Here is a 23,959-nt window from a genome sequence, read left to right as displayed (position 1 = left end):
TACCACTTGGCGACGCCCCTATCTTCAAAGGTGAAAACCATATAATGGAGACTGTTGTAAACTATTTACCACGTAAGCCTTACATGGTGCGTTTGCAACAATTTCAACAATATTCATTTCATCATTGATCTCAGAAAAAACACAAGCACCTGTTCCTGTAAGCTTTGCCTGACCAAATTGATCTAGATAATGCATTGCTTCATCAACCTGTGGGTATAGACTTCGGGCAATAGGCTCAAAGTTATTTCCAAAGCTAGATGGCTTTAACTGATAGGCGCAAAATGTATTAGGCTTGGAATCTCTTGTCAATGTTTTTTGCGAAAAAAGCAATTGAGTGCTGATAAAACAATCAGGTTTTAAAATAATGTATTGTTTTTGAGCTAAGTCTATGAATGATAAACGTTCACCGATGCCTTCTGCCCATGCATTTTGACCATGAATAAACACTGGAACATCGGCACCTAGCTGTAGTCCAAGCTGTGCCAATTGTTGAATATTTAATCTGCATTGCCAGAGTTGATTGAGCACAATAAGAGTCGTGGCAGCATTGGATGAACCTCCGCCTAGCCCTGCTCCCATTGGAATATTTTTCTCAATTTGAATGTTTAAGCCGCATAATTTTTGTGCATAAGGCTTTAATAGTTCTGCAGCACGATAAATCAGATTATTTTTTAGATCGACTTGCTCCAAGCCAGTAATGCTTATTGAGAAATCAGTTTTCGGGTCAAAACTCATCCAGTCATACAAATCAATCAATTCAAAAATCGTTTGCAATTCATGATAGCCGTCAGCACGGCGACCTGTAATATGCAAAAACAAATTGAGTTTGGCTGGAGAGGGGACCCGAATCATCATATTCACTTGGTTTAACGATTTTGAATGACCATTGTAATACGATTTTCTTTATTATCTTCAAGCATTTGCTTTAAAATAAGTTTATTCGGTAATTTTTGCTCTGCATCATAGCTAAGGTCAACATCCCAGCCATCTTCTTGGATATGGTTAATTCGACCATTTGCATCTAAATTAGTCTGAGCTTGTGTCGTTGCTGGTCTTGCTTGTACCCAGCTAATAATATGTGTAATCGGGGCTTGCCATCCTGTTGCACGTTCGAGCAACTCTTCGGGGGATGATGCTGTAATGAGGCCAGTTTTAGCACTATTCAGTGTGACTTTACCATTTTGTCCCTGAATTTGAGTTTTACCCATACCCAAAATGCCAGTCAGTTCAATATTGAAGTTCTGTTGTTGTTGTGACCAAGTAAAAAATGCACTTCCCGATTGTTGCGGTGTGCGTACGCCGATTTTACCTTGTAGGTTAAATTGATTTTCGCTTTCATGAGTGTTCTTTGGGAGCTGTGGTTGGGTAAAATGCTGACAACCTGTTAGAAACAATACACTTGAACTACATAAGATCAGACAGGCTTGAGAAAGCTTATTCATAAATTAACTCTTTTTGCTACTTAGCGGTAAGATTAAACCATCAAGTTGTTGTAATTGTGGATCATTTGCATGTTTTTGTTTTAGCTGCTGTAACACCTGACTGTATTTGTCCAACTCACCCTGCATGTATAATGCTTTTGCAAATCTTACTCCGATATTGACATTATGACTCAAGGCATAAGCTTTACCCAATGAATCTGCGGCAGCAGGAAAATCATTTTGTAAAAAGGCAATATAGCCTAAAGTATCTAGAATTGAAGCTTGTTCTGGCGCATATTCTAGTGCAAGTTCAGCGTATTCTCTGGCTTCTTTAAGTCGGCGATTTTGCAAGGCAAGGGTATAGGCATACGCATTTAAGTAAGTTGGGCTATTGGGTTCAAGCTGTAGTAATTGCTTTAATGCGCGATCAAGTTTGTCCCGATCAATATTAGGATCGAGCATGAGCACTTCTGCATATATGAGTTCGGGGTCATCCGTAATGCTTTTGATCGCTTCATCTAGTAAACGAATTGCAGCTTTTTTATTGCCCATTTTTTTTAGAATCTCAGCCTGAGCCTGATATAAAAAACTGGCGTGCTGAGGATAATTCACCCGTTCCTGTGTTAAAAAACGCAAGGCATCGTTTAAGTTATTTTGTTTTTCAAAAATTGCTACCATATTGCGGCGTGAAACGACATATAGGCTACCATCTACCAGTCTGTAGTAGGCTTTAGCCGTCTCAAAATGTTGTTTGCGTTCGGCATTCACTGCCAGATAGTAATAGGCTTCATTTTGATATTTGGCTGAATAACGTAAATCGACCAGATATTGCTCGGCTTTTTCGTATTGTTTTAAGTCAATGCTGGTTAAGCCTGCAATAAATTTGGCTTCTTCTGCATCTGGCCATGTTTTGATAATGCTTTGTAGTTTTTCTAGCGCAAGTTCAGGTTCATTGTTTTTGACTAAAAAACGTGCCTCTGCTAGACGTACATCCAGATTGTTTTTATGGCGTTTGCTCGATTTTGCATACCATTCTTGGGCACCTTCCAGATCACCTAATCCTGTTAATAAGTTGGCTTTCATCAGAATGAAACTGGTTACTTTTGGACGTTTGCGTAAAGCTCGATTAATGGTGGCAAGTGCTTGTTCAAGATCACCATTTTGTGCTTCCAGACCTGCCATAAGTGCAAGTACTGATGGATTGTTTTTTTCTTTGCTAAAATTAAGAATATTAAGTAAATCAGCCCGATCTGAGGCTGACTCAGGTGAAATTCCTGCGACAATTTGCTCCAGATCTGCATTTGGATCGATATTTAAAATTTTATCCAACGTATCTGCTGCAAGTTTGTATTCGTGTGCTTTTAAGGCAATATGCGCCAGATAAAACAGTGCGGGAACATCTTCTGGCTCTTGTACGACCCAATGGGTGGCAATATCCAGTGCCGCTTTCATATCATTATATTCGAGTGCAATGTCTAAGGCGCGCTGTTTAATGGCAGGTGAATTGCTTTTAATCGCTAAAACAGTGTAATTATGAATTGCGGTAGGTATATCATCATAAGCGAGTGCAAACTCAGCAATCATACTTTGCTTGAGTGCTTCTGTATTGGGTTGAAGTGGATAAAAATCAGTCACAGCACGTACATGCGCTGATGATGCCATGCTTCCTAACAGTAAGAATGTGGTAGAATATTGTCTAATCGACGTACCATTAATTCGGCAATTCATTTGACGCAATTTTAGTAATCCATTTTTCCGTAATCTAAGTATGCTTTTTATGACACCGTTATTGCACAATAGCATAAATTTAGCGAAATGATGATCTGATATGTCCTTCTTTGCATTGGGTGTCAACCATCAAACAGCTTCCGTAGAGTTAAGAGAACAAATCGCTTTTAATGCCGAGCGATTGAGTGCTTTGCTTGCCGAACAGCGAGATCACCATCATTTAAATGATATGGTTGTGGTCTCGACCTGTAATCGTACAGAGGTGTACGCCATTGCAGATAATGCTGATATGGTATTGGACTGGCTTGCCCAATCAAATGATATTGAAGTAAAACACTTACTTCATCATGTTTATCGTTACGAAAATGCACAGGCAGTTACACATTTAATGCGAGTTGCCAGTGGGCTTGATTCACTTATGCTCGGTGAACCGCAAATCTTAGGGCAGGTCAAAAGTGCGCTGAATCTGTCAAAAGATGCGCATATTATCTCACCAGACTTAAACCGAATTTTTGAATATGCTTTTTATGCTGCTAAACGGGTTCGAACTGAAACAGCCGTTGGTAGTCATGCTGTGTCGATGGGCTATGCTGTTGCCCAATTGGCTTTGCAAGTGTTTAGTCATCCTGAACAGTTGACCGTGATGGTGGTTGCTGCTGGTGAAATGAATAGTCTGGTGGCTAAGCATTTGGCAGAAATGGGAGTTGCAAAAATTATTATCTGTAATCGTAGTCGTGAACGTGCTGAAAACCTATCACAGGAAATTGCTCAGCAGGTTGATGTCGAGATTATTGAGTTTAATCAGTTAGCAGATCACTTGCATCGCGCAGATGTCGTCTCAAGTTGTACTGGTAGTTTACATCAGGTTATTCACTATAAAGATGTGCGTGCAGCTCTAAAAAAACGTCGTTATAAACAGATGTTAATGGTGGATTTAGCCGTACCACGTGATATCGATCCAAAAGTCGAAAGTCTGGATGGTATATATCTGTATGGTGTGGACGATCTACAAAGTGTAATTGATGAAAATCTGGCACAACGTCGTCAGGCTGCGGTTGAAGCCGAAGTGATGGTCAATCAGTTGGCGACTCAACTGGTGACACAACAAAAAATTCAACAGGCGGGTAGCACCATACAAGCCTATCGGGAACATGGTCAGACACAAACTCAGTCAGAACTTGAACTGGCACTTGAAGCCTTAAAGACTGGACAAAATCCAGAAGATGTCCTAAAAAGTTTTGCGCATCGTTTAACCCAAAAGATGTTGCATCCGACTTCAATTTTGTTGCGTGAAGCTGCTCAAAATGAAAGTCCTGATTATTTTGAATGGATGCAAAATGAATTGGCTGAAGTTTTTACTAAAGAGAGAAAGCCTAAAAAATAATAAATTTTCAGATAATTACTTTATTAATTTTTAAAATTATATAAATATCAAATAGTTATAAATTTACGATGTGTGTGTATATACAGGGATTAGCTTTCGGCTAGATCTACTTTTTTTAGGCAAAACCATTGTCCTTTGTAAAACTTGTTCAATACCAAAATCTATCAAAAATAATTGCAAAAAAAATTCATTTATAAATGGAGTTTTGTCTTGAACAATTACGAAGAACATTTCCGCATATCGAATTTCGAATAAAATTTACATCGAATTCTGGTTAATTTAATAGCTTTAGAGTGATTTGCTTTGACACTTCATTAAGTTGTTGCTTCAAATTACGTGATTCAACTAATGAAACTGGAGATTTAAGTTTTTGTCTTAAATATGTTTCCTGTAGACTTAATGAGCATTCTTTAGCCAGCTTATCTGCAATCTCAGCTGTTTGCGTGAGGTTTTCAATATTTGTTCTTTGCATGGTATTCACAATTTCATGGCAATAAGCACTGCATGCGCCCAACACATAATAAGTTGCCAATTCTTGATCATCTGGTAATTCATCAAAAATACGATCCAGAATCGCCAAAATTTTACCAAGTAATTCGTTAGAATCAATGACTGCACGTAGAGCTTCAAAATGAATATATAAATAAGGATGATGCATCAAAATTGCTAAAGCAAAATCTTCATCTTTGGTCTGAATATTAAAAGACAAAGATGCATCATGGCTGATTTGAGGTGTCCATTTACGCCCTAAACCCAACTTTTCTCTAAAAGATTGGGTAAGCAAATAGCGAAACGAGCCATGTTTAGGTAATAACTCAGTCAGTTCTTTAAGTTCACCCATAACCAGACTTTTACCTTCTGGACTGGAAATATCGTGCTGTCCTGTTAAATGAGCAAAGACAAAGTCAGATAATAATGGTGCTTGATCTAGGAGACGATTAAAATTTTCTAAGCCTTCACGACGAATCAGTGAGTCTGGATCATGTTCATTAGGCAATACGAAAAACTTGAGTTCACGTCCATCATTTAATAAAGGCAGTGCAATTTCTAGTGTGCGTCTTGCGGCTTTTTGACCTGCAGCATCACCATCAAAGGCAATGGTAATTCGCGGATTTTGTTTGAATAAGGTATTTAAGTGATCTGCATTACTGGCAGTACCAAGAGTAGCAACGGCACCATACACGCCGTATTGCTGTAGAGCGATGACATCCATATAACCTTCGACCATGAGCCAGTCATGAGCTTTGAGTTTTCGCCCTTCATAAAGACCATAGAGCAACTGATTTTTATGAAAGATCTCGGAGTCTGGTGAGTTGATATATTTAGGTTTGATTTCGTCATTCAGCGCACGGCCGCCAAAACCAACTACACGACCTTTATGATCACGAATCGGAAAAATCACACGTTCACGTAATAAGTCAAAGTCACGACCATTGTCGCTAGAACGAATTAATCCTACTTTTTTTAAGCCATCAATATCTTGTGGAAAGGCTTTTTCCAGATGTTGCCAATCTTCAGGTGCATAGCCTAAACGCCAAAACTGAATTGTTTCAGGGGTTAAACCACGCTGTTTAAAATAGGTCTGTGCTTTTTTACTGTGCGGAAGTTGTCGTTCATAAAATTGTGCAACATTTTCCAGTAAGTCGTATAAGTTTCCTTCTTGCGGCATATCTTCAAAAGTTGAAAATGAAGTATCGAATTGGGCAAAAGGATCATCTAAATAAGCAGGTAGCTCTAAATTTGCGGCATCGGCAAAAGCCTGATTAGGATCTTGTGGCGTAACAGTGGGTGATGCAACTTCTGCTGCAGCAATCGCTTTAGGTTCAATTTTTTGTGGACTACGCTTATAAGACAGTTTTTTATTATCAAAATTATCTTTGGGTAATTCGATTCCTGCTTTGCCAGAAAGTTCCTGCATGACATCGATAAAATTGCGACTATCAATATCCATCAAGAAGCGAATAGCATTGCCATTGGCCTGACAGCCAAAGCAGTGGTAATAGCCTTTGTCACGATACACGTGGAAAGAAGGGGTTTTTTCCTGATGAAATGGGCAACAGCCCGAATAGCTTCGTCCAGTTTTCTTAAGCTTTACCCGTTGACCAATCAATTCGACTAGATCGGTACGATCCAGAATTTGATCAATCGTATGTTGAGGAATTGCCATAATAAAAAATACCGTATCGGATCTGGACGAAAATAATAGTGCGATGTAGAAGATCTCTACATGATGCAGTCTTATGAATATGATTTCAATGTGCTAAAAATGAAAAAGGCAAGTTCTTCAAACTTGCCTTGCCGTGTAACTAGAAAAGACTAGTTAGCAGCATCATCTTCATTTGTTTCAGGAGTCACGGTATCAGGCACAACACTGGTACGTGGAACAAATTGTTGTGTAGGCGGTGTCGCAATAGGCGCGGCTTCATGTTGCTCTGGTTTGTCAAGTAAACCAAAACTTAAACGATTGGTTAGGCTGCGTGTTTCTGTCGGATTATCTGATGTCGCTTCTTCAACACCTGAAGTTTTTGCTCCACGACCTAAAATACCTAACGTTGCACGGTTCCACCAACTTCCTTCATGACGTGCTGCACGTAAGTCAACCTTGCCATTTGATTTAATTAAATCAGGATAATTCAGTTTTAATACATCTACATATTGTTGTGATGTGGCTTTATCACCTAATTCGTCATAGGCATAAGCTAGTGTTGCCAATGCTTCAGGAACCTGAGGCGTTTGTGGGTAATGTTCAACGACCCACTGCGCTCGTTCTGCTGCTGCTAACCATGCTTTACGTTTTAAGTTAAAACGTGCCACGTTAATTTCATTTTCAGACAGTTCTTGCTGAATGTATTTCATACGTTGTGCGGCATCGACTGCATATTCGCTGCTTGGGAAACGGCGAATAAAGTCGACAAAATTCTGATAAGCTAGCTTTAAATAACTGACATCACGATGAGATTGTTGCAGTGAAGTATAGCGTAACAAGCTGTCGTAATTGAGTTCCATGTTAGACACGCCACGTACATAGTAGGCATAATCGACATTTGGATGTTGCGGATTTAAACGAATAAAACGCTCTGCGAGTGCAATTGCACCTTCATAGTCTTTTTGTTGAAATTTGACATACAGAAGCTCAAGCTGTGCTTGCTGTGCGTATTGACCCGTTGGATAATAAGTATCAATTGCTTCTAACGATTTTGCAGCATCTGAATATTGCTTACGATCGAGTGACTTTTCTGCTTTTTCAAAATAAACTAGTTCACTTGACTTAGGCCCAGTATCGACTACTTCTTTTTTTGGATTACTGCTACAACCCACCATTGCAGTCGCTACGCCAAGAGAAAGGGCAAGCATGGTAATCTTATAATTTGGTAGCGACATAAAAACTCCTCTGTTATATACGGGCAATGAGCTACAATTGCGCTATTAAACCACTTTTATCACTTTGAGCAAATGACTTCAGCACAATCTTCTAATTCAAATCTCTCAGAAACAAACTTCAATTTACTTGAAGATTCTGAGGATGCAGATAATCATAATTCTGACACAACTGCAACACGTTTATCGTTGCAGGAACAGCTTGACGAAACTTATCTAGGACAACGCATTGATCAGGTCGCGGCGAGCGTCTGGAGCGATTTTTCCAGAGAACGGCTTAAGCAGTGGATGAAAGATGGTCATTTGTTGGTAAATGGTAACATCGTTAAGCCGAAATATCGTTGTGAAGGCAATGAGTTACTCACCTTAAATGTCGAGCTTGAAGCTCAGACCACTAGCAAACCTGAAAATATTCCTCTTGATATTGTTTATGAGGACGCAGACATTTTGGTCATTAATAAACCCGTTGGTATGGTTGTGCATCCTGGCGCAGGCAATAGCTCAGGTACATTGGTCAATGCCTTGCTATATCACTATCCAAAATCGGCAGAATTAGCGCGAGCGGGACTTGTGCATCGTATTGATAAAGATACCAGCGGTTTACTGGTGGTTGCCAAAAATCTCGAAGCACAGTTTTCCTTAAGTAAACAACTGGCAGACAAATCGGTTTATCGTATTTACGATTTGGTTGTTTATGGCAATATCGTGGCTGGCGGAACTATTGATGAGCCGATTAAACGCCATCCTGTAGATCGAATTAAAATGGCGATTTTACCAGGTGGGCGTGATGCAGTAACACATTATAATGTCAAAGAACGCTTTCAGAACTTTACGCGTGTACAGGCGCAACTTGAAACTGGGCGGACGCATCAGATTCGGGTGCATTTTAGTTATATTGGACATGGTCTGGTTGGCGATTCAGTTTATATGAATCGAGTTCGTGTTCCTGCGGGAGCAAGTGAACGTTTAAATATTACCTTGCGTGCTTTCAAACGTCAGGCTTTACATGCTTCCAAGCTTGGTCTGGTTCATCCGCGTACTCAGGAAAATATGATGTTTGAAGCGCCGTGGCCAGATGACTTTAGTTATTTGATTGATGTTCTACGTCAGGACAATGCGGCTTACTAGATAAAAGGATTGGTTCATGAATTTTGTACAAGGTTTACCGCTAGGTGTTTATGTGGGTCAAACCACCATTCAGCATGCAGACGCGTTACCAAGTGCAAATCCTGATTTAGCTGGATTTAATCTGGCTTTACATGTAAATGACGATCCTGAGCGCGTTCAGCAGCATCGCATGATATTGCTGAATGAGTTTGCCGAATATGGGGTCAATAAAATCACATGGATGACCCAAACCCATAGCACTATTTGCCATACTGTTAATGAACAAATGACGTTTGAAGCATTAATAGGGGATGGTCTGGTGACCCAGACCAAAGGTCATGCATTGATGATGATGACAGCTGATTGTTTGCCTGTGGTTTTGGGCAATCGAGATGGTACAGAAGTCGCAAACTTGCATGCAGGCTGGCGTGGTCTTGCAGGTGGAATTATTGAAAATACCATTGAAGCCATGCAAAGTGGTGCGACATGGGCATGGTTAGGTGCTGCAATTAGTCAGCCCTGTTTTGAAGTTGGTATCGAGGTCAAGAAAACGTTCTGTGAAAAATATCCAGAATTGGATATGGCTTTTGAACAAGGCAAACAGGATGATAAGTTTTATGCAGATCTTTATGCCATTGCACGTTATATCTTGGAGCAACATGGAATAGAGTTAATACTCGGCGGCGATCAATGCTCTTACCGTCAACAATACGAATACTATTCTTATCGGCGTAATGCGAAAACAGGACGCATGGCGACTTTTGTCTTTATGCAATAAATCACATGCTTTATACGACGGATTCGCCTTGTATCACTGAAAAATGTTAAACTTGATCTAAATCATTGGTTTTTAAATTTTCCATGTCTGTTATTGAGCAAATTACTCCCCAAGTCAAAGTTTGTGTGATTTATCATAGTCCTTATGGGCATACGGCAAAAGTTGCACAATATATTGCACAAGGCGCAGAGCAAGCGGGTGCAGAAGTACATCTCATTTCTGTAGCTGCACCACAGTGGGATTTGTTGGATCAAGCTGATGTCATTGTCATGGGGTGCCCAACCTATATGGGGAGTCTAACCTCTGCACTGAAACAATTTATGGAAGACTCTTCTAAACGTTGGTTAGCGCGTACATGGCAAGGAAAAATTGCAGCTGGCTTTACCAATGGCGGTGGCTTGAGTGGAGATAAACTGGCTGTGTTGCAACAAATTAATTTATTTGCGATGCAGCACGGTATGATCTGGGCAGGTCTGCCTTTTATGCCAACAGGTCGAAGTTCACTTGATATCAATCGGATGTCGAGTTTCTTGGGCTTGATGACGCAATCTGATAATGCCAGTGTTGAAGTTACCCCACCAGAAGGTGACTTGGAAACAGCGAGAAAGTTTGGGAAATATTTGGCTGAGTTAAAAATATAAAAAAGTTTTATGAGACATTCATAGTCTCATTAAGGTGTTATTCTCATTTGAATGACATTATTTTGATGAGATTGTAATGAATAAATCAATCCTAAGCCAAGTAGAGCGGATACTAAATCTTTATCATGCTTTACCTAGAGAACCACAAGAAGCTTGTTCAATTGAAGAATTAAAACAAAAAGTTTTACATCTGTATAGTGACGAGATTAATGAAAAATCACTAAAGAAGAACATTCATCGAGACCTGAAAACACTCAATGAGATTTTAATATCGGGAAAATTAATAGAGTTTAATACTGGAGGTCGTCAGCCATCGAGTTTCTGTTTAAGCTATAATGCTTATATTGAACAGTTTAACTCTGAGCTTGCATTAGTTTTGGTGATGGCAAATGAGTATTTGAGTCAAAGCTTACCAAATACTATTTATGAAAAAGTGAAAGGGTTTTTTGAAGCTGCGGAACAGCAATTAGAGAAGGATACCCAAATCGGGTCATGGCAGAGAAAAATAAGATTTGTGCCTGATGGGTTTGGAAAAATTAATAGAAAAGAGCAACATACACTTACAATGCAAAAGATTTATGAGGCTTTGTTGGATGATCAACTATGGCTTGATGTTTATATAGAAAAGAAGGAAGCCATGTACAAACAAAATATATTTTAAAGCCTCAAGGCATTATACAGCATGGACAGCAACCGTATTTAATCGCAAGTAAAATCGTAGGGAGTAAAAGTGAGCTTAGAACATTTAATCTATTGAGATTTGATAAGGTCGATGTGATCGAAGAAAAGGCTCATGTTGATATTAATCATTATGATATTGATATGCTTGTGGATGAGCGTGAATTTGAAAATGCTTATTTTGATAGGGTTGGGCAAGAGATATTTTTTGTTTTTCATGAAGAATTATTAGAGGAATTAAAACTTAAACCAATTTGCGTTAATCAGGATATTAAACAAATAGAAGATCATGAATATTATGAATTGAGAGTTACAAGTTTTATTACTACGAGTTTAATGAATTGGTTGGTAGAAAAAGCTCACTTGATCCAAATCATAGCACCCCAAGAGCTTCGTGAGGAAGTTGTTTATAGAGCGACTGTTGCACTAGAGAGAAATGATTACGGTTATTCAATCATGACTTTGGAGAATCCGATCAATGATTAAAGTACAAGGTAAGAGCAACGAAGATGATGTATCCATAAAGTTTATATTGAATAATCTATCTACTATGATTCACCAAGGCTATGTCTTAGAAGAAATTGTTTCACAGAAAATTTTTGCAGATATAGAAACTATGATAATTGACTCTGAAAATTCTATTTTCCCAGAAATAAATTGGCAAACGATGATATGGGAAATAAGTGCTAACTTTGAATATAGAGAATTGTGGTTTGCACCACAACTTTGGATTCATCCTAAAGCTAATGAACAATATAGTAATATTTTGCACAGTTATGCTTTTTTTAAGCTCACGCATTATGATAAAGGGTATAATTACAATCCTAATGAAGAATTTCAGGTCAATAATAATAGATTCCCGACTTCTAACTTTTTTAGACATGATAAAGGATCTATAAGCATACAATTTTTTCTTAATTATAATTTACTTCGTGAACTTTCATATCAATATGGTGATCTTACGAAAGAAGCTTCTGATCTCAGAATTTATCGAGAAATGTGTGATTGGAATAAGTTTAGAAAAAATACTTTGAAGCAATACAAAAAATTGGAAGATAAAGGTTTTGAGTTAGAAGGGCATGGCACTTTTTTTGAGATAAAAATTGATGTGCTCGATTCTGAATTATTTATAAAAGAGTACGAAAATGGAAAACTTGATAAATCTTTGGAACCTATTGAAAAAGCGTTGAAAAAAATAAATGAAAGTTTTGATATATTTGATAATATTCAAAATAAAGCAAAAAAATATTATTTGGATTTTGTGACAGCACAAGTTTAAAGGGATGTGGGGAAATGTTTTTAAATGATTTTGACTCTTCTAATCAATTAATAAACTTCTTTAATGATTGGAAAAGAATAGAGCAACAACAGAAGGTGGTTCAGGAACAACTTTCTTTTGAGCAAAGACTAAACTTATTTTTCAACGAGTGGAGTGTTTTACCTCCAATTAAAGATATAGTAGAACAACCTTTATTTGTAGATAGTGTAGCTTTAAAGAACTTTTTTCATAACTTTAAGATAGCAGCAGAACCTATTCAATCAGCAAAAAAGCAGGGTTTTGCTTTAAATGTTTGGAAAGCTGCGGGTTTAGGAACAAAGGAAGTACGAAATAGCCCAGTCTTAAAATGGTTTTTGGACTGTCGTGGTGATCATGGACAAGGAAATGAAATTTTATTAATGTTCCTGAAATTATTGCCTTCTCGATTTCACCAATATCAGCCTGCTAATTATTCAGCTATAGATGAATGCTGTCCACTCGGTAATTTGGAAAATCGAGTAGATATAGAAATTGATGCACCTGAGTTTTTACTATTTATTGAGGTTAAAATTTATGCAAATGAAGGTGTGGATCAACTTAAACGGTACTACCGAGAAGCAATGTTGAAAGCTAAAAATGCGAGTAAAGACTGGGCTGTCATTTATTTGACAAATACAGGTCATTTATCAACAAATGAGCAAGATATTAAAGCAGCGTTATTAAATGATGATAATGAGATTACTAAATTAATTCATGAAAATTTGCGTAACGATGAGCAAGATAGATTAATTGCAATGTCTTGGTTAACAATTTAAAAATTGTTATATCAATATGCAAACCGAAAGGATGCAAATAATCGTGGGGCATGGTTAGCAAAGCAGTTTGCTGATCATATTAAAACATTTAATTAAATCTAATTACTTTATTTGGGATAGAATAATGAGTAATATCAATGCAATAAAATTAATTATTGAAAATATTCAGATGTTGGAACAAGCAAACGGGATGATCAATGATGAAATTACGATTAAACTTTTTGAAACAGTAGATCATGTCATTCAAGACAAAGTTGAAAGTTTTCAAGATGGGGAATGGGATGGATATTTTAATTTTTCAGCAGATTATCTGGCTTTTGCACCAAGTAACTGGAAAGTAGTAAATTCAAATAAATTTAATCAAAATTTTTATGCAAGATATTCTTTAGGTTGCGAAAGTGAGGAAATCGGGTGTGATAGTAATCAGTGGTGGTTAAGTACTTTCTTAAAAAATGATGTAGAGCATATAGTTTTTACCTTCTATCCATGGCAACCTAATTTTTTGAAATCTACTAATAAAGATTGGAAAGCCTTTGCTAATGAGCAAAATCAATTAAAGCCACAGATTGAACAATTAGGCTTTAAATATAATGCAAATAAAGGCAGTTGGTATTTAGTGGTAGATGGTATTGAACCAGCAGTTTTTATTGATAGCTATGAAAATGATAATTTGGCAGATGCACTTACTCCAATCGTAGATGCTTTGAATAAAATTGAAAAAGCCCATCCATATTTTGATCAAATTGTACAAGCTGCAATTGCAAAGTTCGGACGTGTTGAAGTAGAAGAAACTGTTTAAGCAGTCTATTTAAAGAGCTTTGTCTAATGCAAAGCTCTTTAAATGTAAGAGAATTATTTATGCATAATTCGTGCTTTATCACGTTGCCAGTCACGGTCTTTTTCAGTCGCACGCTTATCGTGTTGTTGCTTACCTTTCACCAACGCAATTTCCAGTTTGACCAGATGACCTTTCCAGTAACACGCTAAAGGCACACAAGAATAACCTTTTTGGTTGACTGCACCCATCAATTGTTCAATTTGTCTGCGAGACAATAACAACTTACGAGTTCGAGTGGCTTCAGGTACTACATGGGTCGATGCAGAAAGTAACGGTTGAATCTGTGCACCAAACAAATAGGCTTCACTATTTTTAAAAATAATATAACTTTCGGTCAGGCTCATGCGACCTGCGCGTAAAGATTTTACTTCCCAACCCAGCAGCGCAATACCTGCTTCAAATTTTTCTTCAATAAAATAATCGTGGCGCGCGCGTTTATTTTGCGCAATGGTGCCACCGTTATTTTTCTTCACTACTACTGCTTTCGCCATAATCTTAAAAATTCCAAAGTTAAGCTATTGTGCCTGAAACAGTGACAGAGGTGAAGTTTTTTCATTTTAATCAGGTTGCTTATTGATGCGATGTCTTCGCTAAGAAATCAAGATTTGCTAGAATACAACTCTCAGAAAATAAACTAGAGTAAAAATGGATGACTAAAGCACGTGTTATCTATCCAGGTACATTTGACCCAATCACCAATGGACATATTGATTTGGTCACTCGAGCCTCACGAATGTTTGATGAAGTTGTGGTCGCCATTGCGATTGGACATCATAAGAACCCTGTCTTTAGTTTAGAAGAGCGTGTCGCGTTGGCCAAAGCATCTTTAAGCCATTTACCGAATGTTGAGTTTGTTGGATTTGATGGCTTACTGGTCAATTTTTTTCGCGAACAAAAGGCAACAGCAGTATTACGAGGTTTACGCGCTGTATCTGATTTTGAATACGAATTTCAATTGGCGAATATGAATCGTCAATTAGATTCACATTTTGAAGCAGTGTTTTTAACGCCGTCTGAACAATATTCCTTTATTTCATCGACTTTAGTTCGTGAAATTGCGCGTTTAAGAGGAGATGTCGCCAAGTTTGTCCCGCAAGCTGTGGTGGAAGCCTTCGAACGCAAACATCAACAAGGTTGGTAGAGTGTCACTAATTATTACTGATGAATGCATCAATTGTGATGTCTGTGAACCCGTATGCCCAAATGAGGCAATTTTTATGGGCGACGTGATTTACGAGATTCATCCAGATCTGTGTACTGAATGTGTGGGACATTTTGATGAACCGCAATGTCAACTATTTTGTCCTGTTGATTGCATTCCTAAAGACCCTGACCATGTTGAAACACATGGGGAGCTTTTGCAAAAGTATCAAAAACTAATTGATCAAAAAAGCACAAGCAATTAATCCAAATCTTTGCTACTATGCGCTCCTGAAGTGGACTGGACGGTCGCTGCTGTGGAGGTCTTCGTGACTGAAGCAGGGGAGGAAAGTCCGGGCTTCATAGGGCAGGGTGCCAGGTAACGCCTGGGCGGCGAAAGTCGACGGAAAGTGCAGCAGAGAGTAGACCGCCAATTCCTCCGTTCCTCCTTTTAATAAAGGGAGGCTAGGTAGGATTAGGTAAGGGTGAAAGGGTGCGGTAAGAGCGCACCGCGTGTCTGGTAACAGTTCACGGCATGGTAAACCCCACCAGAAGCAAGACCAAATAGGAATCCTGAGGTACGGCCCGTACTGGATTCGGGTAGGTCGCTTGAGCGTATGAGTGATTGTACGCCTAGAGGAATGATCGTCCTCGACAGAACCCGGCTTACAGGTCCACTTCACCAATTTTATGAAAAATTTGCTTGACGTATCTAAGATAACTTTGGATAATGCGCGCACAGTTTTCGGCTATGTAGCTCAGTTGGTTAGAGCACAGCACTCATAATGCTGGGGTCACAGGTTCAAGTCCCGTCATAGCCACCATTTAACAGACCATGCTCCTGCATGGTCTTTTTTTATGTCAATTTTCTTGGTTTGTGTGAAAATTATTCAAATAATATTTATCGTGATCTTTTAAGTCATTGAATCTATAAATGCTTGTAAATTAATCATGATGTAAATTTTCTATGATTTTTTGTAGCAAATATTATTATTTTTGATTATCATTCTCATTTAAGTCTATTCATTCTTTATTTCTCCTGCAATTTATCAGGCCTAAAACTGCATAAATTAATTTATTGAATAGTAATCATTATCTTTAGTTTTATCATTTATTGGTGGGTTATGTATCGTCCTCAGAATCAGTTCACGTCCATAAATAAGGTCAATCCGCAAATTCGATTGAAACCGCATTATTTAGCTGTATGTCTTGGCATGTTGATGGTACCAGTCTCCACGAGTCTCTTGGCGGCAGAAGAAAGCAAAACGGCTGATTCAAATCACTATACTAAGCTTTCTGTTATTACGGTGTACGCCGAAAAGGAAGATAAAATTCCCTCTTCTGTGACAAGCATTAGTCGAGATAATTTAGATCGCACAGGTGCAACAGATATGGCAAGTATTGTGAAATATTTGCCTTTGGTGAGTGCTCCATTTGCAGCCAATGGGGCGAGTGCTTTTTATGCGGGCTCAGGTACGAGTAGTTATAACATTCGTGGGATTGATGGTAATCGGGTAGGGCTAGATGTTGATGGTATTGATATCGCAGATTCAACTGTTGCGACTTGGACAGGTGCAAGTATGCGAAATAGTGCAGCAGGCCGTGATTATATTGAACCTGAAATGTTTCAAACAGTGAATATCCAATCAGGTACAACGGGTGCTTCAACAGATGGGATTGGTGGACGTGTTTCATTCAAGACTAAATCACCTGAAGATTATCTGATAGATGGGAAAAATGTAGCCGCAACTGCGAAAGCGGGCTATAGCTCGGCAGATGAAGCGTGGTTAAGTTCGGTAACGGGAGCTATTGGAAATGATACGCTTAAAGCATTGATTGCTTATGCACATCGTGATGGTAAAGAAATTCAGGGTAATTCTGATACAAAACAATTCCCTGCTGACTGGAAATCTGATGCTATTTTAGGTCGTATCATCTGGGACATTAATCAACAGCATCAACTTGGTTTTACCGCGGATTATTATAAAAAGAAAAATGATATTAGTAAGATGGATGGTTCTACCTATACGGGGATCACTTATGGAGATGGTACACAAAACCAAAATATTGAACGCGAACAGTACAGTCTGGATTATCGATTTAAGCCAAGTAACTTTAGTTTATTCGATCAATTGAAAGCCAAAGCTTGGTATCAGGAATCACATAATGATACACGCACTGGCTATAAAGCTGCGACTTATTATCGTGATGTCAATAATACCTTTAAAGAAGAAAATACGGGCATCAAACTCGATGCCGAAAAATATCTTGGTGTGCATCATTTTGAATATGGTCTGTTAGTGGATCAAAAAAAATATTCAAGTGATCGTAAAGAATTGCGTAATGGTGCTCCAACTTCATCAACTTTATATCAGGGAAGTTATTTGTCTGATTCTAAAGTCAATCGTTACGCTGCTTATGTGTCAGATAGCATGACTTTTGATGTGTTCGATCGTGCTTTAAGATTGACCCCGTCTTTACGTGCAGAACGCCAAGAAATTAAACCAGAAAATTCAAATTATGCAGGTTTTTCTGATAAAGATTTCAATTATTTATCGCCAGGATTGTCACTTAGTTATCAGTTAACGCCTTACAATTACACTTATGCGAAATACACTCGTGGTACACGTGTTCCAAGTGCAACAGAGTTAGGCAGTTATTTCCAGACGACCTCAACTAACTCGTATTATTTGGCTGGTAATTCTGATTTAAAAGAGGAAACCAGTGATGCATTTGAGATAGGGCTAAGAAATGATTCGATTGAAGGGATAAAACTGGATTTAACTGGGTTTTATACCAAATACGATAATTTCATTGATTATAAATCTTTACCGCCATCTGAATGTACCGTTACAGGCGTGTTTTTATGTTATGAAGCAGAAAATCTGGCACAAGCTGCGATTTGGGGCGGGGAGCTTTCTACACGTGTAGATCTTGGACATTTTATTCATGATGCAGATGGTTTTAGTGTAGCGTTGGTTGCAGGTAAAACCAGAGGTCGTGCCAAAGATAATGATGGCAAAAAGAGTGGGGTAAACTCTGTTACTCCTGCAAAAGCCAGTCTAACACTTGCTTATGATGATCCTGAGCATGTCTACGGTCTTGGGTTTACAACGACTGCTGTGGATAGTAAAACCGCATCGCAGGATGTGAGTACCTATTCAACCAACTCAAACTATATTCCTGTGAAAGGGTATACCGTATTTGATTTGTCCGCTTATTGGAACGTCAATAAAAATATGAAATTCAATGTCTCTTTAAATAACATTTTTGACAAAACCTATTGGAATTATTCAAGTGTAGGCACATTAAATACCGCGACTAGTACCAGTGGAAGCATTAATGCATTGCGTGATCGTTCTGCCGAGGTAGGCCGCAATGTTGTCGCAAGTGTTGAATTTAAATATTAATTATTATCAGAGATTGTATAGGACATCATCATGAAACACATTAAATTTACCCTCTTGGCTTGCAGTCTTTTTAGCTCATTTGTAATGGCTGCGCCAGATCATCAGATCGAAACACAGGCTTATGGCCTTTATGCGTTGTACCATCCACAGGATAAAAATCCAAACAACGCAACCTTTGTTAAAAACTACGCGGCTGACTATGCAGATTTATTTAAAACTCAAAAACAAGTGAATCAACAACAATATGTGCAGTATGAACAAGCCAGACTGGAGCCTGTATTAAAGCAGCGCCGTGACATGTCGTTGAAACAGGCACATGTTCGTTTTGGTGTATTAAATACCAATAAAGACGACAAAATTACCTTAAAGGAATATCAGGAAATTGGCCTTAAAACCTTTAATCAATTTGATAAAAATCAGGATGGTATTATTACTGCCGAAGATGCTAAGAACGAGGCCACCGCAACAGGTACACACGATGGCTTTAAAGTAAAATCTCCATTGTCGATGCCAATGGCAGCTAATGCGAATGAATTTATTCAAATGTATGCCAATAACAATAAAAACTATGTGACCTTAGGCGACTATTTAACCCATCGTGATCAACAATTTTTCTTAACAGATACCAATAAAGATCTCAGCCTATCTGAAGATGAATATGTGGGTGAATTTACTCAGCGTTATGACGAGCATTTGGCTCAGGCACGTAAAGAATATAATGAGATTTTTAATCAGCAATTCCAAAATATCAGTCATGGCAAAACCACAATTCAGGCCAAAGATATTCAAACTTTTGCAGCTCGTGTATTGAAAGGAATTTAACTGAAAATATAATCTTGTGATGTTTTTATAGAATCGATACTTGGCCGTTTTTGTACTTTAGTTTAAGCAAAAACGGTCAAAAATTGTGGTGTAGATAAAATTAAGCTGAATCAAAAATCAAAAATCAAAAATCAAAAATCAAAAAGATAAATAGAGAAACTGGAACATAAAAATCTAATTACTCTTGAATCGCATCCAAAATTAAATTGACGTTTAAACGATCACGGCATTGCCCGACAAAATCTTCAATTTTCTCAGTTTTATATTGTTGGAAATCAAAACCCTGATAATCTGAACAGATCGAAGTTAAGTATTGTGTCCGAAAAGCATTGTGATCAAAAATTTGATGAATAAAAGTTCCCTGAATATATTTATCTTGAAAATACAGTGGATATTTGTGGCTTATCCCATGATGCATTTCAAATCCTTCAATCTGCATGCCAAAAATTGAATAGGTTTTTTTCGCTAAAATTTTATCTTGAGCAAAGTGAATATCATCATTTATCAAGCGTAGACCTGTCGCGATGGTTGGCTGTGGGTTTTCAATCTGATGAGGATCATATAGCTGTTGAAATAGCATTTCATAACCACCGCAAATTGCAAAAATCGCTTTTTTACGTTGTTGCAGTTGTTCAAATAAGCCATTTTGTTTTAACCAGTTTAAATCCTGAATCACTAATTTCGAGCCAGGAAGTATCACCACATCAAAACGTTCTAAAGAAATGGGGCTATGAATAAATTCCAGTAAAACCTCGTCATCGGCAATCAAGGGTTCAAAGTCGTTATAATTACTCATATAAGGATAGGCAATGACGCCAATCGAGATTTTATGCTGACCAGATTGCTGTACGAAATTTTGCAGACTGGCATTGTCTTCAAACCCAAGATTAAACGGCATGTATGGCAAAACGCCCAAAACTGGAATTTTAAATTGTTCCTGAATAATATCGATGCCTTCATCAAATAAAGACAAATCACCACAAAATTTATTGACGATCACACCAATGACGTTGTTACGTAGGGGAACGGGGAGTAAGTTATACGTTCCCCAGATTGAAGCAAATACACCACCTTTTTCGATGTCAGCGATTAAAATAATTTTGGTTTGGTAAGTTTCAGCAATAAAGATATTAGAAAGATCTTTGTCCATTAAGTTGAGTTCAACTGGACTGCCTGCACCTTCTGCTACTACGCAATCATAACGCTCCGTTAGATAATCAAAACATCGTTTTACCGCAGGTTTGAGTTGATTCAGATCGCGGTAATAGTCAAGCACATGTTGCTGTGAAATGACTTTGCCTTCAACGATGACTGAAGCACGACCATTTGAGCCAGATTTTAGTAATATGGGATTGAGATGATACGATGTCGCAATACCAAGAACTTCAGCCTGAAACGACTGGGCAATTGCAATTTCACTGCCATCATCACAAACCCGTGCATTATTGGAGACATTTTGTGCTTTAAAGGGCGCGACCCGTAAACCTGTATCTTGTAAGATTTTGGCAATCACAAAGGTCATGGTGGATTTTCCAGCGTCACTGGAAGTTCCAAAAATTGAAATATGTCTCATACTGATATGCTTATCAATAAAATCGGGTAGGCAGAAGCAGGTGGCTACGGCATAATACGCTATTTTACGATCAGCGTAGTGGTCAAATTCAGCTCATCCAGCATGTTTTACATATGATTAAATTAGATATCGATATGAAAAAACATGCAAAGTAAATGCTGTTTAAATCACTATAATGAATATCTATTTCCAGATCTAGCATAAGGCCAATCTGGTGAGCTATGTCGAATTTTCAATTTGGAGTTGTTATGGCACTCGTTCCTCCATATGGTGGCGCAAGTTGTGACGAAAAACTACTTGGCGGCTTAATGATTAAAACGGACTGGAAAGGAGATGCACATGACTGAAGATAGATTAACCCATCTCAAGCAGCTTGAAGCTGAAAGTATTCACATTATTCGTGAAGTTGCAGCCGAATTTGAAAACCCAGTGATGCTTTACTCGATTGGTAAAGATTCTGCGGTGATGCTGCATCTGGCACTGAAAGCCTTCTATCCTGCAAAATTGCCATTTCCTTTATTACATGTGGATACAGGCTGGAAATTTAAGGATATGATCGCCTTTCGTGACAACATGGCTAAAACCCATGGCTTTGATTTGATCGTGCATCAAAACAAAGAAGGTCGTGACGCGGGCATTAATCCATTCGATCATGGTAGCTCGAAATATACCGATATCATGAAAACTCAAGGCCTCAAACAAGCACTGGATAAATACCAGTTTGATGCGGCTTTTGGTGGTGCGCGTCGTGATGAAGAAAAATCACGTGCTAAAGAACGTGTTTATTCATTCCGTGATAGTAAGCACCGTTGGGATCCTAAAAATCAGCGTCCAGAGCTTTGGAATCTTTACAATGGTAAAGTAAACAAAGGCGAAAGTATTCGTGTATTCCCATTGTCAAACTGGACTGAACTGGATATCTGGCAGTATATCTATTTAGAAAATATTCAAATCGTTCCTCTTTATTTCTCTGCGGTTCGTCCTGTGGTTGAGCGTAGTGGTACGCTGATCATGGTCGATGACGAACGTATGCGTTTAAAAGAAGGCGAAGTTCCACAAATGAAATCAGTACGTTTCCGTACGCTCGGCTGTTACCCATTAACGGGTGCGGTGGAATCTGAGGCAGATACCTTGCCTGAGATTATTCAGGAAATGCTTTTGGCCACAAGTTCAGAACGTCAGGGTCGTATGATTGACCATGATGAAGCGGGCTCAATGGAAAAGAAAAAGCAGGAAGGTTATTTCTAATCAATCTCCCCCAACCCCTCTTAAAAAGAGGGGAGCTTAGGAAAAGATTTCAGAATTTGTGGAGTTAGAGCATGTCTCATCAGTCAGATCTTATTAGTCAGGACATTCTGGCGTACTTAAAACAACATGAGCAAAAAGACTTATTGCGCTTTTTGACTTGTGGTAATGTCGATGATGGTAAAAGTACCCTTATTGGGCGTTTGTTGTATGATTCAAAATTGATTTATGAAGATCAATTGCAGGCTGTGACCCGCGACAGTAAGAAAGTCGGTACGACAGGCGAAGCACCTGATTTAGCATTACTTGTCGATGGTTTACAAGCTGAACGTGAGCAGGGCATTACCATTGATGTCGCTTATCGTTATTTCTCTACAGAAAAGCGTAAATTCATTATTGCGGATACACCTGGGCATGAGCAATATACCCGTAATATGGCAACAGGTGCGTCAACCGCTGACCTTGCGATTATCTTGATCGATGCCCGTTATGGTGTTCAAACTCAAACCCGTCGTCATACTTTTATTGCCAGCTTATTGGGTATTAAAAATATCGTCGTTGCCATTAACAAAATGGACTTGGTTGAGTTTTCAGAGGCACTTTTCAATGAAATTCAGGTTGAATACGATGGCTTTGTAAACCAATTGGGTGATCGCCGTCCAGAGAATATTTTATTTGTCCCGATTTCAGCTTTGAATGGTGATAATGTCGTAAATCCATCGGAAAGTACGCCGTGGTACAAGGGTCAAACCTTGATGAACATTTTGGAATCTGTGGAAATTAAACGTGAATCAAATAAACATGAATTCCGTTTCCCTGTCCAATACGTAAATCGCCCAAATCTGGATTTTCGTGGTTTTGCGGGAACAATTGCACTCGGTGAAATCAATGTTGGCGATGAGATTGTTGCATTGCCATCGGGTAAAAAATCGACGGTCAAAGAGATTGTGACTTTTGATGGCAATCTTCAACAGGCGATTGCAGGTCAGGCCGTTACCTTGACGTTAAATGACGAAATTGATATTTCTCGTGGGAACATTTTAGTCCGTGCTGGTGAACAGCCATTGATTTCACGTAGTGTACGTGCCTCTGTGGTGTGGATGACTGAGCATCCTTTAGTAAAAGGTAAGTTGTACAATGTCAAAATTGGTACACAAACTGTACCTGCCAAAGTGACTGAAATTAATTATCGTGTCAATGTAAATACCCTTGAGCATACTCAGGTAGAAGAGCTTGAGCTGAATGCAATTGCAGATGTGACAGTCGAGTTCGATGCACCTGTCGTCTTTGATCGTTATCAAGATTCCCGCTATACAGGTTCTTTCATCTTTATTGACCGTTTAAGTAATGTAACGGTTGGTGCAGGCATGGTGGAAGCTGCGGTTGAATGGACTGCGAGCAATAATCCTGTAACTGCCGAAGATCGTGCGGCGCGTTTAGGTCAAAAACCAGCGGTGATTGGTGTATCAGCACAAATCCTTGAGAAAGCACAAGCACTTGAAAGCTTATTGATTCAGCAAGGTGTTGTCGCAATTGCCAAAGCAGATTTGACTGCTGATCAAATCAACTTACTTCGTGAAACGGGTATTGTTGTGATTACAACCATTACAGAAGCATCAGATGCAGATGTTACGGCTGAGACTGTAGAAGAAGTAGCCGATCAGGTAGTGGAATTGGTTCGTTTGTAATTGACTTGATCAAAAAAAAACCTCCTAAATTTAGGAGGTTTTTTTTGGATAGATA

Annotated in this window: 22 protein-coding genes, 1 tRNA gene, 1 other RNA gene and 1 pseudogene; 18 read left to right on the top strand and 7 right to left on the bottom strand. The window is 38.5% G+C overall.

The annotated features are described in order from the left end of the window. Window positions 1-24: 24 nt before the first annotated feature. The 3 genes from ispE to A7A69_RS12005 are packed head-to-tail and all read right to left on the bottom strand — an operon-like array spanning window position 25 to window position 3,149. Window positions 25-852 carry a 4-(cytidine 5'-diphospho)-2-C-methyl-D-erythritol kinase gene (gene ispE, locus A7A69_RS12015; RefSeq protein ID WP_152878029.1) on the bottom strand — a complete coding sequence of 276 codons (828 nt, stop codon included), beginning with the start codon at window positions 850-852 and terminating at the stop codon, window positions 25-27. A gap of 14 nt (window positions 853-866) precedes the next feature. Beyond that, on the bottom strand, window positions 867-1,442 hold the full coding sequence (gene lolB, locus A7A69_RS12010) for a lipoprotein insertase outer membrane protein LolB (protein WP_152877786.1): 576 nt from the start codon (window positions 1,440-1,442) through the stop codon (window positions 867-869). 3 nt (window positions 1,443-1,445) lie between these two features. Then, entirely contained in the window at window positions 1,446-3,149 is a 1,704-nt protein-coding gene (locus tag A7A69_RS12005) for a tetratricopeptide repeat protein (protein WP_120368742.1), read from the bottom strand. Between the two features lie 100 nt (window positions 3,150-3,249). Between A7A69_RS12005 and hemA the strand changes: the two genes are divergently transcribed. Beyond that, a complete protein-coding gene (hemA, locus tag A7A69_RS12000) occupies window positions 3,250-4,533 on the top strand; it encodes a glutamyl-tRNA reductase (protein WP_152877784.1) in 1,284 nt (427 codons plus the stop codon). Between the two features lie 274 nt (window positions 4,534-4,807). On the opposite strand, the gene A7A69_RS11995 is transcribed toward hemA, so the two are convergent. Together A7A69_RS11995 and A7A69_RS11990 are read right to left on the bottom strand one after the other, a co-directional pair. Beyond that, on the bottom strand, window positions 4,808-6,700 hold the full coding sequence (locus tag A7A69_RS11995; RefSeq protein WP_152877782.1) for a DNA primase: 1,893 nt from the start codon (window positions 6,698-6,700) through the stop codon (window positions 4,808-4,810). 149 nt (window positions 6,701-6,849) lie between these two features. Next, on the bottom strand, window positions 6,850-7,914 hold the full coding sequence (locus A7A69_RS11990; RefSeq protein ID WP_151980082.1) for an outer membrane protein assembly factor BamD: 1,065 nt from the start codon (window positions 7,912-7,914) through the stop codon (window positions 6,850-6,852). Window positions 7,915-7,986: 72 nt separating this feature from the next. Between A7A69_RS11990 and rluD the strand changes: the two genes are divergently transcribed. From rluD to A7A69_RS11950, 9 genes and pseudogenes are all read left to right on the top strand, one after another. Beyond that, window positions 7,987-9,039 (top strand): 23S rRNA pseudouridine(1911/1915/1917) synthase RluD, encoded by a 1,053-nt coding sequence (gene rluD / locus A7A69_RS11985; RefSeq protein ID WP_120368746.1) that lies wholly within the window; start codon window positions 7,987-7,989, stop codon window positions 9,037-9,039. Between the two features lie 16 nt (window positions 9,040-9,055). Next, window positions 9,056-9,796: a peptidoglycan editing factor PgeF gene (gene pgeF, locus A7A69_RS11980; RefSeq protein ID WP_152877780.1), complete on the top strand. Its 741-nt coding sequence runs from the start codon at window positions 9,056-9,058 to the stop codon at window positions 9,794-9,796. Between the two features lie 83 nt (window positions 9,797-9,879). Continuing rightward, a complete protein-coding gene (locus A7A69_RS11975; RefSeq protein ID WP_152877778.1) occupies window positions 9,880-10,437 on the top strand; it encodes a flavodoxin family protein in 558 nt (185 codons plus the stop codon). Window positions 10,438-10,513: 76 nt separating this feature from the next. Continuing rightward, window positions 10,514-11,098: a hypothetical protein gene (locus tag A7A69_RS11970; protein ID WP_152877776.1), complete on the top strand. Its 585-nt coding sequence runs from the start codon at window positions 10,514-10,516 to the stop codon at window positions 11,096-11,098. Further along, a pseudogene (locus A7A69_RS17080) lies at window positions 11,092-11,151 on the top strand (hypothetical protein); the annotation flags it as partial. The gene A7A69_RS11970 and the pseudogene A7A69_RS17080, both read left to right, overlap by 7 nt. Before the next feature lie 60 nt (window positions 11,152-11,211). Further along, window positions 11,212-11,601: a WYL domain-containing protein gene (locus A7A69_RS11965; protein WP_152877774.1), complete on the top strand. Its 390-nt coding sequence runs from the start codon at window positions 11,212-11,214 to the stop codon at window positions 11,599-11,601. Beyond that, entirely contained in the window at window positions 11,594-12,394 is an 801-nt protein-coding gene (locus A7A69_RS11960) for a hypothetical protein (protein ID WP_152877772.1), read from the top strand. Before A7A69_RS11965 ends, A7A69_RS11960 begins: the two co-directional genes overlap by 8 nt. A gap of 14 nt (window positions 12,395-12,408) precedes the next feature. Then, window positions 12,409-13,188, top strand: a complete 780-nt coding sequence (locus A7A69_RS11955) for a PD-(D/E)XK nuclease family protein (protein WP_152877771.1) — start codon at window positions 12,409-12,411, stop codon at window positions 13,186-13,188. A 124-nt stretch (window positions 13,189-13,312) separates the two neighbouring features. Then, window positions 13,313-13,987 (top strand): hypothetical protein, encoded by a 675-nt coding sequence (locus A7A69_RS11950; protein WP_152877769.1) that lies wholly within the window; start codon window positions 13,313-13,315, stop codon window positions 13,985-13,987. A 53-nt stretch (window positions 13,988-14,040) separates the two neighbouring features. On the opposite strand, the gene smpB is transcribed toward A7A69_RS11950, so the two are convergent. Then, the gene (gene smpB, locus A7A69_RS11945; RefSeq protein ID WP_120368750.1) at window positions 14,041-14,517 is read right to left on the bottom strand and encodes an SsrA-binding protein SmpB; all 477 of its coding nucleotides are present in this window, start codon (window positions 14,515-14,517) and stop codon (window positions 14,041-14,043) included. A 158-nt stretch (window positions 14,518-14,675) separates the two neighbouring features. Here smpB and coaD point away from each other — a divergent pair, with 158 nt between their 5' ends. The 6 genes from coaD (at window position 14,676) to A7A69_RS11915 (ending at window position 19,398) form a co-directional block, all read left to right on the top strand. Beyond that, window positions 14,676-15,167: a pantetheine-phosphate adenylyltransferase gene (coaD, locus tag A7A69_RS11940; RefSeq protein ID WP_152877767.1), complete on the top strand. Its 492-nt coding sequence runs from the start codon at window positions 14,676-14,678 to the stop codon at window positions 15,165-15,167. Between the two features lies 1 nt (window position 15,168). Continuing rightward, the gene (locus A7A69_RS11935) at window positions 15,169-15,432 is read left to right on the top strand and encodes a YfhL family 4Fe-4S dicluster ferredoxin (protein ID WP_010588836.1); all 264 of its coding nucleotides are present in this window, start codon (window positions 15,169-15,171) and stop codon (window positions 15,430-15,432) included. A 27-nt stretch (window positions 15,433-15,459) separates the two neighbouring features. Next, an RNA gene (rnpB, locus tag A7A69_RS11930) (RNase P RNA component class A) lies at window positions 15,460-15,851 on the top strand. Between the two features lie 62 nt (window positions 15,852-15,913). Further along, window positions 15,914-15,990, top strand: a tRNA-Met gene (locus A7A69_RS11925). Window positions 15,991-16,290: 300 nt separating this feature from the next. Next, complete coding sequence (locus A7A69_RS11920) at window positions 16,291-18,576, top strand: TonB-dependent hemoglobin/transferrin/lactoferrin family receptor (RefSeq protein WP_152877765.1); 2,286 nt, start codon at window positions 16,291-16,293, stop codon at window positions 18,574-18,576. A 30-nt stretch (window positions 18,577-18,606) separates the two neighbouring features. Beyond that, the gene (locus A7A69_RS11915; protein ID WP_152877763.1) at window positions 18,607-19,398 is read left to right on the top strand and encodes a CREC-EF hand family protein; all 792 of its coding nucleotides are present in this window, start codon (window positions 18,607-18,609) and stop codon (window positions 19,396-19,398) included. A 178-nt stretch (window positions 19,399-19,576) separates the two neighbouring features. Here the strand turns inward: A7A69_RS11915 and A7A69_RS11910 are convergent, their stop codons facing one another. Next, window positions 19,577-20,971, bottom strand: a complete 1,395-nt coding sequence (locus tag A7A69_RS11910) for a cobyric acid synthase (RefSeq protein ID WP_152877761.1) — start codon at window positions 20,969-20,971, stop codon at window positions 19,577-19,579. A gap of 339 nt (window positions 20,972-21,310) precedes the next feature. On the opposite strand from A7A69_RS11910, the gene cysD reads away from it, so the two are divergent. Together cysD and cysN are read left to right on the top strand one after the other, a co-directional pair. Then, window positions 21,311-22,219 carry a sulfate adenylyltransferase subunit CysD gene (gene cysD, locus A7A69_RS11905; protein ID WP_004990602.1) on the top strand — a complete coding sequence of 303 codons (909 nt, stop codon included), beginning with the start codon at window positions 21,311-21,313 and terminating at the stop codon, window positions 22,217-22,219. Between the two features lie 71 nt (window positions 22,220-22,290). Next, entirely contained in the window at window positions 22,291-23,904 is a 1,614-nt protein-coding gene (gene cysN, locus A7A69_RS11900; protein WP_152877759.1) for a sulfate adenylyltransferase subunit CysN, read from the top strand. Window positions 23,905-23,959 lie beyond the last annotated feature (55 nt).

The organism is Acinetobacter guerrae, assembly GCF_009372255.1.
GTDB classification, from domain to species: domain Bacteria; phylum Pseudomonadota; class Gammaproteobacteria; order Pseudomonadales; family Moraxellaceae; genus Acinetobacter; species Acinetobacter guerrae.
Note: the sequence above shows the minus strand (reverse complement) of the source record. Positions and strands in the feature narration are given on the sequence as shown.